Annotated in this window: 14 protein-coding genes; 5 read left to right on the top strand and 9 right to left on the bottom strand. The window is 76.0% G+C overall.

Going from position 1 to position 13,801, the window contains the following annotated elements; all coding sequences use genetic code 11:
• Positions 1-64: 64 nt before the first annotated feature.
• From ACI79C_RS17280 to ACI79C_RS17255, 6 genes are all read right to left on the bottom strand, one after another.
• Entirely contained in the window at positions 65-1,807 is a 1,743-nt protein-coding gene (locus ACI79C_RS17280) for a glycerol-3-phosphate dehydrogenase/oxidase (protein WP_456946904.1), read from the bottom strand.
• A 211-nt stretch (positions 1,808-2,018) separates the two neighbouring features.
• The gene (locus tag ACI79C_RS17275; protein ID WP_456946903.1) at positions 2,019-2,975 is read right to left on the bottom strand and encodes a DUF808 domain-containing protein; all 957 of its coding nucleotides are present in this window, start codon (positions 2,973-2,975) and stop codon (positions 2,019-2,021) included.
• Positions 2,976-3,218: 243 nt separating this feature from the next.
• A complete protein-coding gene (locus ACI79C_RS17270; protein WP_456946902.1) occupies positions 3,219-4,364 on the bottom strand; it encodes an SIS domain-containing protein in 1,146 nt (381 codons plus the stop codon).
• Positions 4,361-4,570 (bottom strand): Trm112 family protein, encoded by a 210-nt coding sequence (locus ACI79C_RS17265; protein WP_456946901.1) that lies wholly within the window; start codon positions 4,568-4,570, stop codon positions 4,361-4,363. The genes ACI79C_RS17270 and ACI79C_RS17265 overlap by 4 nt, the downstream gene beginning before the upstream one ends.
• Positions 4,571-4,625: 55 nt before the next feature.
• Positions 4,626-5,990, bottom strand: coding sequence for a phosphomannomutase/phosphoglucomutase (locus ACI79C_RS17260; protein WP_456946900.1), 1,365 nt, complete (start codon positions 5,988-5,990; stop codon positions 4,626-4,628).
• Positions 5,991-6,133: 143 nt separating this feature from the next.
• Complete coding sequence (locus tag ACI79C_RS17255; RefSeq protein WP_456946899.1) at positions 6,134-6,535, bottom strand: DUF3499 domain-containing protein; 402 nt, start codon at positions 6,533-6,535, stop codon at positions 6,134-6,136.
• A gap of 162 nt (positions 6,536-6,697) precedes the next feature.
• Here ACI79C_RS17255 and ACI79C_RS17250 point away from each other — a divergent pair, with 162 nt between their 5' ends.
• Positions 6,698-7,153 (top strand): metallopeptidase family protein, encoded by a 456-nt coding sequence (locus tag ACI79C_RS17250; protein ID WP_456946898.1) that lies wholly within the window; start codon positions 6,698-6,700, stop codon positions 7,151-7,153.
• A gap of 63 nt (positions 7,154-7,216) precedes the next feature.
• Here the strand turns inward: ACI79C_RS17250 and ACI79C_RS17245 are convergent, their stop codons facing one another.
• Complete coding sequence (locus ACI79C_RS17245) at positions 7,217-8,101, bottom strand: phosphotransferase (protein WP_456946897.1); 885 nt, start codon at positions 8,099-8,101, stop codon at positions 7,217-7,219.
• A gap of 103 nt (positions 8,102-8,204) precedes the next feature.
• Between ACI79C_RS17245 and ACI79C_RS17240 the strand changes: the two genes are divergently transcribed.
• Positions 8,205-9,224 carry a hypothetical protein gene (locus tag ACI79C_RS17240; RefSeq protein WP_456946896.1) on the top strand — a complete coding sequence of 340 codons (1,020 nt, stop codon included), beginning with the start codon at positions 8,205-8,207 and terminating at the stop codon, positions 9,222-9,224.
• On the opposite strand, the gene ACI79C_RS17235 is transcribed toward ACI79C_RS17240, so the two are convergent.
• Positions 9,199-10,038 carry a hypothetical protein gene (locus ACI79C_RS17235; RefSeq protein ID WP_456946895.1) on the bottom strand — a complete coding sequence of 280 codons (840 nt, stop codon included), beginning with the start codon at positions 10,036-10,038 and terminating at the stop codon, positions 9,199-9,201. The genes ACI79C_RS17240 and ACI79C_RS17235 overlap by 26 nt on opposite strands.
• Positions 10,039-10,209: 171 nt before the next feature.
• Positions 10,210-10,446 carry a WhiB family transcriptional regulator gene (locus ACI79C_RS17230; RefSeq protein WP_456946961.1) on the bottom strand — a complete coding sequence of 79 codons (237 nt, stop codon included), beginning with the start codon at positions 10,444-10,446 and terminating at the stop codon, positions 10,210-10,212.
• A 343-nt stretch (positions 10,447-10,789) separates the two neighbouring features.
• Between ACI79C_RS17230 and cofD the strand changes: the two genes are divergently transcribed.
• Genes cofD through rfbA form a run of 3 tightly spaced genes read left to right on the top strand, consistent with a single transcriptional unit; the run spans position 10,790 to position 13,746 of the window.
• Positions 10,790-11,740, top strand: coding sequence for a 2-phospho-L-lactate transferase (gene cofD / locus ACI79C_RS17225; RefSeq protein ID WP_456946894.1), 951 nt, complete (start codon positions 10,790-10,792; stop codon positions 11,738-11,740).
• On the top strand, positions 11,733-12,845 hold the full coding sequence (locus ACI79C_RS17220) for a coenzyme F420-0:L-glutamate ligase (RefSeq protein ID WP_456946893.1): 1,113 nt from the start codon (positions 11,733-11,735) through the stop codon (positions 12,843-12,845). Before cofD ends, ACI79C_RS17220 begins: the two co-directional genes overlap by 8 nt.
• A 28-nt stretch (positions 12,846-12,873) precedes the next feature.
• Complete coding sequence (gene rfbA / locus ACI79C_RS17215) at positions 12,874-13,746, top strand: glucose-1-phosphate thymidylyltransferase RfbA (protein ID WP_456946892.1); 873 nt, start codon at positions 12,874-12,876, stop codon at positions 13,744-13,746.
• Positions 13,747-13,801 lie beyond the last annotated feature (55 nt).

Raw genomic sequence — 13,801 nt, 5'->3', positions numbered from 1 at the left:
CCATGTGCTGATGGAGCCGCCGCCGGGAGTCCTCCCCCTGTCGAGGGAGCGGCCCCGCCGGTCCTCAGACAGCGGAGCGTACGTCCGCGGCGCCCAGCCGTGCGGCGTCGGCGGTGCGGTCGTCGGGCATCCGCTGCGACTCCCGCTCGGCCGCCACCCGGGCCGCGTAGTGCGCGACCTCCCGTTCGGTGCGCTCCCGGTCCCACCCCAGCGGCCCGGCCATCAGCTCGGCGACCGCCGGCGCGGTCTCCGTCCCCCGGTGGGGGGTGGTGATGGAGATCCGCGTGCGCCGGGTGAGGACGTCGTCCAGGTGCAGCGCCCCCTCCACCAGCACCGCGTGCACGACCTCGGCGGCCAGGTGCGCCGGCGCCCCGGGCAGCGGCCGACCCAGCGCCGGGTCGGCACGCACCAGGTCGAGCACCTGCTCCACCTCGTCGCCGTGCCGGTGCAACAGCCGGTCGACGGCGTCGCCGGGCAGGCCGGTGGCGGCGGCCAGCGCGGGTCCGGTGCCGCGGACGGCGTCCCAGCGGTGCGCGCCGACCAGCGGCAGGTGCGCGGTCCGCGAGGCCGGCACGCCCGGGAGCGCGGCCGTGGCGGCGTCCACGGCGTCGGCGGCCATCACGCGGTAGGTCGTGTACTTGCCGCCGGCCACCAGGACCAGCCCGGGGACGGGCGTGACCACGGCGTGCTCGCGGGAGAGCCGGCTGGTCTGGTCGGCCTCCCCGGCCAGCAGCGGGCGCAGGCCGGCGTAGACGCCGACGATCTGGTCGGTGGTGACCGGCTTGGACAGCACCCGGTTGACCTGGTCGAGCAGGTATCCGATGTCGGCGCTGCTGGCCGCGGGGTGGTCGCGGTCGAGCTTCCACGGGGTGTCGGTGGTGCCGATGATCCACTGGTCGCCCCACGGGATGACGAACAGCACGCTGGTCGGCGTCCGCAGGATCAGCCCGGCCCGCGCGTCGTCCGGGACGTCCCCGGCGTCGATCGCCGAGCGCGGCACCACCAGGTGCACCCCCTTGGAGGCGCGCACCCGCAGGCTGGGCGCGCTGGTGCCGAGCATCGCGCCCACGTCGTCGCTCCAGACCCCGGTGGCGGCCACGACGCTGCGGGCGCGGACGGTGAACGTGGACCCGTCGGTGAGGTCGGTCGCCCGCACGCCCACCACCGGCGCCCCGCTGCCCTCGCCGTCCCGCACCAGCCCGGTCACGCGGGCGCTGGAGAGCACCCGGGCTCCGTAGCCGGCCGCCGTGCGGACGACGGCGAGGGTGTGCCGGGCGTCGTCGACCTGGGCGTCCCAGTAGCGGATGGCCCCGACCACGGCGTCGGCCCGCAGCGCCGGGAACGCGGCGAGGGTCGCCCGGCGGGACAGGTGGCGGTGCGCCGGCAGCGCCCGGTCGGCGTCGAGCGCGGCACCGAGGACGTCGTAGAGGGCCACCCCGGCGCCGTAGTACGCCCGTTGCCAGGCCGGCGCGGTCAGCGGCAGCAGGAACGGCAACGGCCGGACCAGGTGCGGCGCGATCGTCTGCAGCAGCCGGGTCCGCTCGTGCAGGGCCTCGCGGACCAGCGGGAACGCGAGCTGCTCCAGGTAGCGCAGGCCGCCGTGGATCAGCTTGCTCGAGCGGCTCGAGGTGCCGGCCGCCCAGTCCCGGGCCTCCAGCAGCCCCACCGACAGACCGCGGCTGGCCGCGTCCAGCGCGGTCCCCGCCCCGGTGACCCCGCCACCGACGACGAGCACGTCGACGACCTCGTCGGCCAGCCGGGCTCGGTCGGCCCGGCGGCGCGCCGGTGACAGGTGCGTGCGGTCCATGGCTCCACTCTCCCCCGACACGGGGACCGGTCGCGGCAGGCGGGGCGCACCGGCGGGCCGGGGCCCCCGTGGCGTGCTCCGACCTGCGAGGCGGGGGGAGGGCTGTCCCGCCCCGAGCACCGTGACCTACCGGACGGCCACCCTTCGAGGCCCCGCTGGCCCGTCCCGGGTCCCGCCCTGAGCCTGGGAAGGGTGGGGAGGACGGGGTCCTTCAGTGCGCGTCGGTCCCGCTCGCGGCCCGGGCCTTGCGCCGGTGGAGGGTGACGCTCAGGACGGCCACGATCACCGCGCCGACGACGAGCCCCAGGACCGCGCTGGCCAGCGTGTTGACCAGCCAGCCCACGACCCCGCCGAGCGCCCCGGTCGCCTCGTGCGCCGCCTCCTCCCAGTGGTGCACGGTCTCGTACAGGACGTGCAGGCCCAGCTCCTCGGTGCCCACCAGCAGGATGTGACCGCCCACCCACAGCATCGCGGCGGTCCCGACGACGGTGATGACGGCGAGCAGCCGCGGCATCGCCTTGACCATCCCGCGGCCGATCGAGGCCACGGCCTTCGCGGGCCGCTCGGACAGGCGCAGCCCGGCGTCGTCCATCTTCACGATGAGGCCGACGACGCCGTACACGAGGATGGTGATCCCGATCGCGACGACCGCGAGGATCACCGCTCGGGACAGGAACGGCTCGTCGACCACCTCGTTCAACGAGATGACCATGATCTCGGCGGACAGGATGAAGTCGGTGCGCACGGCGCCGGAGACGATGGTGTCCTCGTCCGGGAGTGCCGCCTCACCCTCCCCGTGGGAGTCGTGGTGGCCGCGGAGCTTGTGCCAGACCTTCTCCGCTCCCTCGTAGCAGAGATAGGCGCCCCCGACCATGAGGATCGGGGTGAGCAGCCAGGGCAGGAACTGGCTGAGCAGCAGCACCGCCGGGAGCAGGATGAGCAGCTTGTTGCGCAGCGAGCCCATGGCGATGCGCTTGATGATCGGGATCTCGCGCTCGGCGGCCAGGCCGTGCACGTACTGCGGCGTGACGGCGGTGTCGTCGACGACGACGCCGGCGGCCTTCGCGCTGGCCCGCCCGGCAGCGGCACCGATGTCGTCGACGGAGGCGGCGGCCGCCCTCGCCAGCGTCGCCACGTCGTCGAACAGGGCTACGAGTCCACCCGCCACGGGATGTCCTTCCGGTCGGTCAGCACCCGGGTGCTGTCTGGCTGATCCTGGTCTGTCCGGCCGTACGGTGCGCTGTTCCCCGCTCGACCCTCCGGGCGGGAGTACCCGGCCGCGCAGGTCGAACCACCGCCTGGAGCGGCTCGGTGTCGCGGCCCCGGGCGTCCCCCGCCGAGAGAGACCCCCGTCGCCACGGCCCCAGGCGGCTGCGCGCCCGATGGGCCGGTGGACGCCCGGGTCGCGGGCTCACGGGTGGGCAGCCCGCTCGGAGTCCAGCGCGAGCGCGAGGTAGACGGCGGTGAAGTCGGCCACGGCCAGTTGGCGAGCCAGGCGTGGCATCCGGCCGTAGCGCTCGGGGTCGCCGTGCTCGGCCAGTCCACTCACCGGCACGTTGGCCGACGCCGCCGTCCGCAGGCTCTCCTGGAGCGCCTCGCGGGCCGAGCGCGGCTCCCGCTCCCCGGCGCCGTCGTGCTCGCCGGCGTGGGTGTCGCGGACGGTGAGCAGCCGGAGCCGACGGCCGGTCTCCTCGGCGCGGTCCCGGAAGAAGTCGTCCTCGCCACCCCGCGGGGCCAGCGGTCCGCCGAGCACCGCGCAGGCGGCGACCCGCTGGTCGGGCATGCGGAAGGTGGTGACCGGCAGACCGGCGAGGGTGGCCAGCTGGTCGGCGATCCGGGTGGCGGCTGCGCCGGCCAGGGGCCCCTCGGCGGCGATGACCGGCAGGGCGTCGAGCAGCTCCAGCGCGAGGGTCTTGGCCGGGTTGACGAACGACTCCTGCGCCGGTCCGCACTCGCCGGCGACCTCGTCGAGCGCGTCGGCGACCGCCGCCAGGTCGGCCGTGGCGGGTGAGACCAGCTCCAGGTCGGTCGCCAGCTTGAGCAGCGGCGTGAGCAGCGACCACAGCGTCGTGTGCCGCACGCGCGAGCGCGGGAGCGGGACGTAGGGCGCCCGGGCGGTGGAGCAGGCCGCGCGCAGGGGCGCGTCGTCCGCCCCGATGCCGAGGAGCGTCACGCCCCGGCGGGCGGCCTCGTAGGCCGGCGTGACGGCGTACCGGCCGGCACCGGTCCGGGTGGCGACGACGGCGATGTCGCTCGGTCCGGTCCACACCGGCAGGTCGGGGCCGGGGACGACGTCCACGGTGACCGGGCTGGAGGGCCCGAGCAGAGCCCGGAGCACCTGGGCGGCGACCGCGCCCTCGCGGCGGGCCACGATGACCAGCCCGCGCGGCCGGCCGCCGGCGGTGACCCGTTCCAGGCCCGCCTCCTCGGCCAGCCGGGCGGTCTCGCGCACCTGCGCCCCGGCACCGGCGACCGCCGGGAGCAGGCCACGCGGGTCCCGGGCGCGCAGCACGGCGAGGTCGTCGAGGACCTCCTCGGCGAGCTCGGGCGAGGTCATGGGGTGGACCCGCCACCCCGGTGCCGCGCCTCGTCGAGCAGCAGCACGGGGATGCCGTCGCGCACCGGGAAGGCCCGGTCACAGGTGGTGCACAGCAGCTCGCCGGCCGCCTCGTCCACCGTCAGCGGGCTGTGGTGGGTGTCGGGGCAGGCGAGGATCTCCAGCAGCGCGGGGTCCAACCCCAGCGGCCCGCTCGGGGCCGTCATGCCGGGGCTCCCGCGGAGACGGAGAGCGAGGGCGGAGCGTCCTCGTGGGGTCGGGTCATGCGCGCACCATCTCCAGCACTCGGTCCCGCAGCTCGGCCATCCGGGCTGCGTCGGGGGCCTCCACGTTCAGCCGCAGCAGCGGCTCGGTGTTGCTCGCCCGGAGGTTGAACCAGGACCCGTCGGGGAGGTCGACGGTCAGCCCGTCGAGCTCGTCGACGGTCACGCCGTCCTCGCCCTCGAACGCCTCGCGGACGGCCTTCACCCGGCCGGGGCCGTCCTCCACGGTCGAGTTGATCTCGCCGGAGGCGGCGTAGCGGCTGTAGCCGGCGGTCAGCTCCGACAGGGGCCGGCTCTGCTCCCCCAGCGCGGCGAGGACGTGCATGGCGGCGAGCATGCCCGTGTCGGCGCGCCAGAAGTCCCGGAAGTAGTAGTGGGCGGAGTGCTCGCCGCCGAAGACGGCGTCCGTGCGGGCCATCTCCGCCTTGATGAACGAGTGGCCGACGCGGGTGCGCACCGGCTCGCCGCCGTGCTCCCGCACGATCTCGGGCACCGCCCGGGAGGTGATCAGGTTGTGGATGATCGTCGTCCCGTGGCCCTTGGCCAGCTCCCGGACGGCGACCAGCGCGGTGATCGCCGAGGGGCTGACCGGCTCTCCCCGCTCGTCGACGACGAACACCCGGTCGGCGTCGCCGTCGAAGGCCAGGCCGATGTCGGCGCCGGTGCGGCGCACCTCGGCCTGCAGGTCGACGAGGTTGGCCGGGTCCAGCGGGTTGGCCTCGTGGTGGGGGAAGGACCCGTCGAGCTCGAAGTACATCGGCACGACCTCCACCGGGAGGTCGGCGAGGACCACCGGCACGGTGTGGCCGCCCATCCCGTTGCCGGCGTCCACGACCACCCGCAGCGGCCGGATGGCCGACAGGTCGACCAGCGAGCGCAGGTGGGCGGCGTACTCGGCGAGGACGTCGCGCTGGGCGATGGAGGCCGTGCGGGCGGGGACGCGGTCGTAGGCGTCCCGCTCGGCCCACTCGCGGATGGTGGCCAGCCCCGACTCCTGCCCCACGGGGACGGCGCCGGCGCGGCAGAGCTTGATGCCGTTGTACCGGGCCGGGTTGTGGCTGGCGGTGAACATCGCGCCGGGGACGCCGAGCGAGCCGGCAGCGAAGTAGAGCATGTCGGTGGACCCGAGCCCGGCCTCCAGCACGTCGACGCCCCGGCGCAGCGCGCCCTCGGCGAAGGCCCGCGACAGCGGCACCGACGAGTCGCGCATGTCGTGCGCGGTGACGATCGCCGTCGCGCCGCTCTCCAGGGTCACGAACTCGGCGAACGCGGCACCGATCCGCCGGGCGACGTCCTCGTCCCACTCGTCGGGCACGACGCCGCGGACGTCGTACGCCTTGATGATCGAGGAGAGGTCCGCCACGCGAGCGACCTTAACGACGCGCCTGCCGGGCGGCGCAGTGTGGCCGCTCCACGGCCCACCGTGGCCCCGTCCCGGGTCCCGCCCCGAGCGTGCGAGGGGTGGGAGGACGGGGTCCTCCTCCGGTGGGCCGGCGGGGTCGGCTCTCAGGTGATGTCGGGGAGCACCCGCAGGTGGCCGCGGCGGGTGCCGCTGCCGTCGTCGGCCGGGTTGCGCGGGGGCTCGGGCCGGGCCGCCTCGCGGACGGCGTCGGCCAGGGCCAGCAGGTCGTCGCCGGTCGGGCCGGAGTCCTCGAGATCGATCTCGTGGCGCACGACCTCCCAGCCGCGGGGCACCGTCAGCCGCTCCGCGTGGAACTCGCACAGGTCGTAGCTGTGCGGCTCCGAGAACGTCGCCAACGGGCCGACGACAGCGGTCGACTCCGCGTACACGTAGGTCAAGGTCGCTGCCGCCGGTTGCGCGCAGCCGCTGCGCGAGCAGCGACGTGACTGCCTCACCACCGGTTCCTCACGAACGGCACAGTAGACGCGTACCCGGTCGGTTGGCATCAGGCGCACCGGGTTTCTCGGGTCCCGGCGGAGCAGGAGCCACATCCTGCACGACGGCCACGGCGGTCCCGGCAGGTGCCTTCGGCGGGGGTTCCCCGGCGGGACCGGGGACGCTCCCGGGGAGGGCACGCCGGTGCGCCCGGCCGTACGCTCGCACTCGCCATGAGCCGACCCGCCCGTTCCCGCCGCGACCGGCACGGTCGCGGCCTGCGCGGGCGCCTGGTCCCTGACGGCGTCCCGCTGGCCCGCAGCCGCGCCGAGCAGTTCGACGACCTCGTCCTCGACGCGGTGGAGGACCTCGAGCGCCGCTGGGAGAAGGAACTGGCCGGCGTGGAGTTCGCCGTCGAGGACGTCCCATGGGTGGAGCACACCAGCCCCGACGAGGTCGTCCTGGACGCCGACGTGCTCGACGACGGCAGCGTCCCGCTGGCCCGGGTGCTGCCCGCCCACCGCGAGAACGGCCGCGAGATCGCCCCGCGCATCGTGGTCTACCGGCGGCCGCTGGAGCTGCGGGCGCACGACCGCGACGACCTCGCCGACCTGGTGCGCGACGTCGTCGTCGACCAGGTCGCCGTGCTGCTGGGCCGGGACCCCGAGGAGATCGACCCCACGGGCTGAGCACGCACCCCCTGCCCCCACCACTCGCGAGCTCGCGGCGGGCCGCTGCAGGGGGCCGCTCCGTCACGTCGCCACCGGGCTGCCCAGCTCGGCGGCGATGCCCCGCGCGTCGGCCAGCCGCGCCCGGCAGAACGCCAGGTCCAGCCCGTCACCGCGGTCGGACCGGGTGATCCGCCCGACCAGCTGCTCGAGGGCGACCGCGTGCCACAGCAGTCCCACGTCGGGCTCCTCCCACCCCGCGGTCCGGTCGAGGACCACCCGGGCGATCCGTGCCCGGTCCTCGTCGCCCACGGTGCTCGCCCACAGGGTCAGCAGGTCCCGGTGGCGCGGGCCGGGGCGCACGCCGGTCCACTCGAGCACCACCATCCGCCCCTCGTCGTCGAGGACGGCGTTGGCGGCCCGGTAGTCCCCGTGCGAGACCTCCGACAGCGGCAGCTGGGCGGCCGCGGCCCGCACCGCGCGCAGTTCCCCGAGCCGGATCCCGCCCCGCACCAGCCGCCCGGCATCGCCGACCGTGGCCCGGGCCCGGCGCAGCGCGGGGCGGGCCGGCGGCTGCCAGGGGCTGCCCGACGGCCCGGGCAGCGGCGCGATGCGGACAGCGGCGTCGACCGCGGCCTCGGTCCACCGCGGTCCACCGGTCGGCACGGGGTGGATCCGCCCCGAGAGCAGCCACCGGCCGTCGTCCGCGGCGGCCACGACCTCGGGGACGCCGATCTGCCGCTCCTCCGCCCAGCGGCGGCCCCGCAGCTCCGCCCGCAGTCTCCGGCGCCCGCTCTCGGTGACCGCGAGGTCGACCACCCGGTCGGCCAGCACGCCCCGCACCACGCCCAGCGAGGCGGAGAGGTCGGTGGCGCCGGTCAGCGGCTGGTCGACCCCGAGCTCGGCCAGCAGCGCGCTCACCCTCTCCCGCGCCGCACCCTCGGTCGTCGCCCCGCTGCTGCTGCTCACCGGAGGGATCGTCCCAGCCCCTCTCCCGCCGCGCACGGGGGTGCGCGGGCCGCGGCCGGTCGGCCTCCCGGGGGCCCCGCGGGCCCCTGCGATGCTTGCCGGGATGGACTCCTCCGCGCCGGCCGCCGTGCCCTGGGTCGTGCTCGGCGTGGCCCTGCTCGCGCTCGTCGGGCTCGCCGCGGTGGAAGTGCGCGGCCGCCGCGACCGGGCGCGGACGCCCTCCACCCCGGCTGCCGAGCACCCCCCGCCGCCTCCCGGGCGGCCACGGAGCCGCTATCCCCACGACGACCTGCCCGGCTTCCTGGACGCGCCGCCCGGTACGCCGACGGCTCCGGTCCCGACGCCACCCTCCTCGCCTGCGGCGCCTCCCCCGGCGGGGAGCGCGACCGGCGCCGGCCGGGCCGTCGCCGGGATGGCGGCCGGCGCACTGGTGCTCGTCGCCACCCTGGCGCTGCTGGCCGGCGTCGTGCGCGGGGACCCCGACCGGCCCGACCCCGCACCCTCCCCCGCACCGGTGCCCTCGCCGACCGCCGCCCCGACGACGGCCGAGCCCCTGCCGGAGCTGCCCGGTGTCCCGTCGGACCCGCTGCCCGGGGAGAGCGGCGCGGGCGCGCTGGCCAGCCGGTCGATCCCCCTCGGGGACGACGGCGTGACCGCGACGCTGGGCTTCGGTGGCGTCGTCGTCGAGGAGCACGCCGTCGGCGTGACCGTGGCCTACCCCTCGGTGAGCGTGACGGCCGCCGACGCCGGAGGGGACGCCGTGGCGCTCGCGCACGTGCGGCTGCCGACGTGGAACTGCATGACCGACGGGGCGCCGGCCGATCCGCAGGCCGCCGGCTGCGTGCGGTCACGAACGGAGTACGCCGACCTGCCCTCACCGGCGCTGACCGTGACCCGCGACGGTGACGACGTGCGGCTGACCGGACGGTTCCCGACCTACACCCGCCCGATCGGCACCGCGCCCACCTACACCGGGCGGGTCTACGACCTGACCGTGACCGTCTCCCCCGCGGAGCCGGTGCGCGACGGCCGCGCGGCCGCCGAGGGCACCCTCTTCCTCGGCACCGACCGGGCGGCGACGGTCGACGAGCCAGGGCTCAACGTCGTCGGCTACGGCGGCTGAGCCGCTCGGTCAGCCGCCCACCGTCCAGGGTCACCGTCACCAGCGGCGCGCCCATCTCCCGCCGGAGCCCGCCGACGTCGGAGAAGCCCCACCACGGACGGCGCTCGAGGCCGTCGTCGAGGGTGAGCAGCCCCGCCCGCAGCCGGTCGCCGTCGGCGAGCACCGCGACCTCCAGCTGCCCGATCGCGGCGTGCAGCCGGGCCGCCGCCCGCAGCAGGAGCCGGGCCCCGGGGTCGGGCTCGCGGGCCAGCAGCTGCGGCAGCCACCGCTCGACCTCCCGCGGGTCGCGGCTGCGGCACACCGGGCCCACCTCGGACAGGGCGTCGACGAGGGCGGCGCTGCGGGTGGTGGCGAACGCGGTCTCGGGTCGCAGCCGGCCCAGTTCGCGGGTCGTGGGGTCGCCGAGCGGCAGGCCGGTCAGGCGGAGGGTCCACGGCCGGCGCAGGCGCGCGAGCAGGTCCAGGACGCCGGTGGCCAGTTCCGCCGCGGCCGCGTCGTCCGCCACGGGCAGGCGGGCCGGGGCAGCCCCCGGTGGCACGGGGGTGGCGCCGGCCCCGAGCAGCGCGACCTCCACGCGGGGCCCGCGGCCGCGCAGGACGAGCGCGGCCAGGGCCGCCGTCTCCCCCGCCGCGCCGGCGCCGGGTCGTTCCACGACGACGGCCACCGGTCGCACACCGGCCCAGCGCTGCGGGGCCTGCACGTAGAGCACGGCGGTCAGCCAGGGCGGGCGGGCGGGGATCGGCGCGCGGACCCGGGCCAGCAGGGGCCCGGCCGCGCGCAGCTCCCGGACGACCTCGGCCCGTCCGGCGGCCACCCGCGTGCTCGTCCCCCCTGCCGTCACGCCCCGAATAGCACCACAGCCGCCGACGGTGATCCGTCGGCGGCTGTGGGACAGCCCTGGGCTGGTGTCACACCGCGCTGTGTGCGTGGCCCGTCGCGGGTCCCGCCCGGGCCTGCGAGCGGGAGGGGAGGACGGGGTCGTGCGTCAGACCGCCCGGCGGCGCAGGCGGCGGCGCTCACGCTCGGAGAGCCCGCCCCAGATGCCGAAGCGCTCGTCGTTGGCCAGGGCGTACTCGAGGCACTCGGCCTTGACCTCGCAGCCGGTGCAGATCTTCTTGGCCTCGCGGGTGGAACCACCCTTCTCCGGGAAGAACGCCTCGGGGTCGGTCTCGGCGCACAGCGCGCGCTCCTGCCACGACTGCGCATCGGCTTCCAGGCCCATGCTCCACAGGCCGGCGAAGACCTGGCCGCCCGCGCCCGTCCCCCCGTCGGCGTTGCGCTCCGACGCGCTGACGTAGTCACTCAGCCACGAGATCTCTGCCATGACGATGCGTCCCCTCTCGCTCTCGTCCCGAAGTGCGCTCCGCGGGACGATCCCGGGCCGCTCAGCACTCGATGACACCGCGGGAATTACACGCGTGTCGTTGCGTAGTCGTCAACTTCGCTCGGTGTAAGCGGCTCGCCACACCAGCCCCATTCGTCACGGGGTGTTCGTCACTTCTCGTCCCACCCTTCGACACGCCCGCCAAACAGTCGACAACTGCCCATCGGGCACGATGACTTTCGTGCAGATCGTCGTGCTCGCCGGAGGGGTCGGTGGGGCCCGGTTCCTCGCCGGTGTCCGGGCCGCCGTCCCCGGCGCCCGCATCACCGCCGTCGTCAACACCGGGGACGACGTGACGATGCACGGCCTGCGGATCTGTCCGGACCTGGACACGGTGATGTACACCCTCGGCGGGGGCATCGACCCCGAGCGCGGCTGGGGCCGTGCCGGCGAGTCCTGGACGGTGAAGGAGGAACTGGCCGCCTACGGCGCCGAACCGACCTGGTTCGGCCTCGGCGACCGGGACCTCGCCACCCACCTGGTCCGCACCCGCATGCTCGACGCCGGCTACCCGCTGTCCCAGGTGACCGCGGCGCTGTGCGACCGCTGGCAGCCCGGCGTGGAGTTGCTGCCGATGAGCGACCAGCGGGTGGAGACCCACGTCGTCGTGACCGACCCGGACAGCGGCCGGCAGCAGGCCATCCACTTCCAGGAGTGGTGGGTGCGCCACCGGGCCGCGCTCGACGCCTCGGCGTTCGTCCAGGTCGGAGCGGACGCCGCCCGCCCGGCACCCGGGGTGGCCGAGGCGTTCGCCGCGGCCGACGCGGTGCTGCTCGCGCCGTCCAACCCGGTCGTGTCGATCGGCACCGTCCTCGGCGTCCCCGGGCTGCGGGCGGCGCTGCTGGCCACCCCGGGCCGCGTGGTCGGGGTCTCGCCGATCGTGTCCGGTGCGGCGGTCCGCGGGATGGCCGACCGGTGCCTCCCGGTCCTCGGCGTGGAGGTCAGCGCCGAGGGCGTCGGGCGGCACTACGGGGCCCGGGTCGAAGGCGGGCTGCTCGACGCCTGGCTCGTTCACACCGGCGACGTCGCCGAGGTGCCCGGGGTCGACGTCCGCAGCGTGCCCCTGCTCATGACCGACCCGGAGGCCACGACCGCGCTCGCCCGCGCCGCGCTGGACGCCGCCCGTGTCTGACCGAGGACCCTCCTGCCCCCCACCGCTCGCGAGCTCGCAGCGGGCCCCTGCAGGCGGGCCTGCCGCCGGGATCTCGGTGCACCCGGTCGCCGGGCTGCCCGAGTTCTCCCCCGGCGACGACCTGGCCGCGGCGGTGGCCGGTGCGGCGCCGTGGCTGGCCGACGGCGACGTCGTCGTCGTGACCTCCAAGGTCGTCTCCAAGGTGGAGGGGCGGCTGGTGCGGGTCGAGCCCGGCGCCGACCGGGAGGCCGCCCGGCAGCGGGCCATCGACGCCGAGACGGTGCGGGTGGTGGCCCGCCGGGGACCGCTGAAGATCGTCGAGACGCCGCAGGGCTGGGTGGTGGCCGCGGCGGGCATCGACGCCTCCAACGTGCCCGGCGACGCCCTCGTCCTCCTGCCCGAGGACGCCGACGCCTCGGCGCGGGCCCTCCGCGGCCGGCTGCGGGAGCTGCTCGGGGTCGAGGTGGCGGTCATCGTCAGTGACACCTTCGGCCGGACCTGGCGGGAGGGGCTCACCGACGTGGCGGTGGGATCGGCCGGGATCGCCGCGCTCACCGACCACCGGGGGGACGTCGACGCGCACGGCAACCGGTTGGAGACCACGCAGGTCGCCGTCGTCGACGAGCTGGCCTCCGCCGCGGACCTGGTCAAGGGCAAGCTCGGGGGCATCCCGGTCGCCGTCGTCCGCGGGTTGCGGTTCCAGGCCCCGGAGCACGACGCCGGCACCCGGCCGCTGGTCCGGCTCGGCCCCGGCGACCTCTTCCCGTACGGCAGCCGGGACCTCGTGCCCAGCCGGGTACCGGGCGAGGACCTGGTGCCGCGCCCGGGAGACCTCGACGCGGTCAGGGAGGCGTTCCGGGTCGCGGTCGCCGCGCTGCCGGAGTTCCCCGTGGTCCTGCGCTACGGCGGGGAGGAGGACGGCGTGGTCGACGTCCACCTACCCGAGCGGGCGACCACGACCAGCGCCCTGAACGTGGGCGCGCTCGTCGGCGCGGTCATCGTGCAGCTGCACGCCGAGGGCTGGACGACCCGCTGGGAGCCGGTCGGCACGCCCGGGGGGACCTCACTCGTCGGGAGGTTGTGGCTCGGTTCCCCGGCGTCGTGACCGCGGCCCGCCGGTAGCGTTCGCGATCATGCGGGGGATCATCCTGGCCGGGGGCACCGGCAGCCGCCTGTTCCCGATCACCCAGGCGGTCAGCAAGCAGCTGATGCCGGTCTACGACAAGCCGATGGTGTACTACCCGCTCTCGACGCTGATGATGGCCGGCGTCCGGGAGGTGCTGGTGATCACCACGCCCGGCGACCAGGAGGCCTTCCGGCACCTGCTCGGCGACGGCCGCCGGCTGGGGATGCGCATCGAGTACGCCGTCCAGCCCCGGCCCGAGGGGCTGGCCCAGGCCTTCCTCATCGGCGCGGAGTTCATCGGCGGCGAGTCGGTGGCCCTGGTGCTCGGTGACAACATCTTCTACGGCGCGGGGCTGGGCACGGCGCTGGGCCGGCTGCCCGAGCCCGAGGGCGGGCACGTCTTCGCCTACCACGTGGCCAACCCGCAGGACTACGGCGTGGTGGAGTTCGACGCCGAGGGCCGGGTCCTGTCCATCGAGGAGAAGCCGGCCCGGCCCAAGAGCTCCTACGCCGTGCCGGGGCTGTACTTCTACGCCAGTGACGTCGTCGAGGTCGCGAGGGGCATCTCCCCCAGCGCCCGCGGCGAGCTGGAGATCACCGCGGTCAACGAGCACTACCTGCGCGCGGGGAAGCTCACCGTCACCGCGCTCGACCGCGGCACCGCCTGGCTCGACACCGGCACCTTCGCCTCGCTGCGGCAGGCCACCGAGTTCGTCTCCGTGGTCGAGGAGCGGCAGGGCCTCAAGATCGGGTGCATCGAGGAGGTCGCCTGGCGGCAGGGCTGGCTGGACGACGACGGCCTGCGCCGCGCCGCGGAACCGCTGGGGAAGAGCGGCTACGGCGACTACCTGCTGCGCCTGCTGGACGACCCGCTGACCTGAGGACGCCGGCGATGACCGGGTGACCTGGTCCCGTGGTGTCCTCCCGCACCGTGCA

This window comes from Geodermatophilus sp. SYSU D00697 (assembly GCF_054050175.1).
This window is presented reverse-complemented; position numbering and strand designations above follow the sequence as displayed.